Annotated in this window: 1 protein-coding gene; it reads right to left on the reverse strand. The window is 38.2% G+C overall.

The window, feature by feature from the left end; all coding sequences use genetic code 11:
* Positions 1-54: 54 nt before the first annotated feature.
* Entirely contained in the window at positions 55-1,224 is a 1,170-nt protein-coding gene (locus tag L1D51_RS01285; protein WP_239962244.1) for a DUF547 domain-containing protein, read from the reverse strand.
* Between the last annotated feature and the right edge of the window lie 108 nt (positions 1,225-1,332).

Genomic DNA, 1,332 nt, shown 5'->3' on the forward strand with positions numbered 1-1,332 from the left:
CTCGTAGGAAGTGGTTAGTTTAAGCGGCTCATAGCGAGCCGCTTTAGGTTTATATTATTTATCTTCAGACTCTTTAGCTGGTAAGTCTTTTATTTCAACGCGAGTATTTGCTTCATAGTATTTTTGCGTGATTTTTTGCAAAATCTCGCGGCGTAACGGGCTTACATGGCCGACTTCTTTGGTTAAGTTTTTACCATAAGCAACAAAGTTAGTATCAAAGCCATCTGCTACTATACTCGGATCGGCGACAGTCGCGTTACCTCCACCATATTCAACATCGGTACCTAGAATGTCGGTAATGTCGTAGTTATCGATACTAAAAGAGAGGTTTTTTACAACTTGGTCTTTATCTGGCTCTTGAATTACTAACGATTGAAGGTGGTCAGCCAAATCTTCTTCAAAGTTAGGAAAATAGTTTTTCTTTTCAAGGTATAAAGAAGAAACACGAGTGCTATGGTTACCTATCACACTACCGCGGTTTGAATTAACAAATTGCACTGCATTGGTGGTTAGGGCTGCAAACACATTTTTTGCTGTATATGGGTGGTCAAGCAAATTTGGGCTGCCAATGTAGCCACGGTAGTAGCCATATATTAATAGCGGGTCATTGTTAAATAGCGGTGCAACAATGTTGTACTCAATGTCGTTTAATGAATACTGGTTACCGTTAAAGTTAAAGCGTGGCTTATCAAAAAAACTTGGCTCTTCATTTAATAACTTGGTCAGGTTCTTAACAGGGTACTGCTGCACTAACTCATTGAGTACCGTCACGTTATAAAGATTGAGCCAGTAAGCGAGTAACTCTGATTTTGGTAAGTTACTTAAATTAATTTTGTTTGGCAGGTCGGCCATATTTTCTTGCACTATTTGCAAGTCTTGCTTCATCTGAGGATTCTTTTTGTACGAATCATAATAAAAGCGGTTTGCTTCTGTTGCAGTCGACGGTTTTGGGTTCGACGACAACCGGGTGCCAATTTTGGTTGTGTTTTGTGAAATGCGATAGCGGTCTGACATACCTAAATCAATCACCGAGGCATTTAATATTTGCCCGTAGTCAGTGTACTCAAGGGTGATATTTGATTTTTCATCGTACTGATGAAATTGGCTAAATTTTTCTTGGTTTATGGCTGTCGTTGCTGTTTTATTAATAGGAGCCGTTGAATTACAGGCTGTAACTAGAATAAGTGATGTTGCTAATACGATGGGTTTTATAGCGTTTTTCATTTTTATGACCTTCCGTAGTTTAAAAAATAAACATAGCGTGGTTTTTCTGAAAGCGCAACAATCTGTTGTTTTTGTGAATTTTATTAAAAAATAAGCGTATAGTAGAAG

This window comes from Pseudoalteromonas shioyasakiensis, from assembly GCF_022398475.1.
Taxonomy (GTDB): domain Bacteria; phylum Pseudomonadota; class Gammaproteobacteria; order Enterobacterales; family Alteromonadaceae; genus Pseudoalteromonas.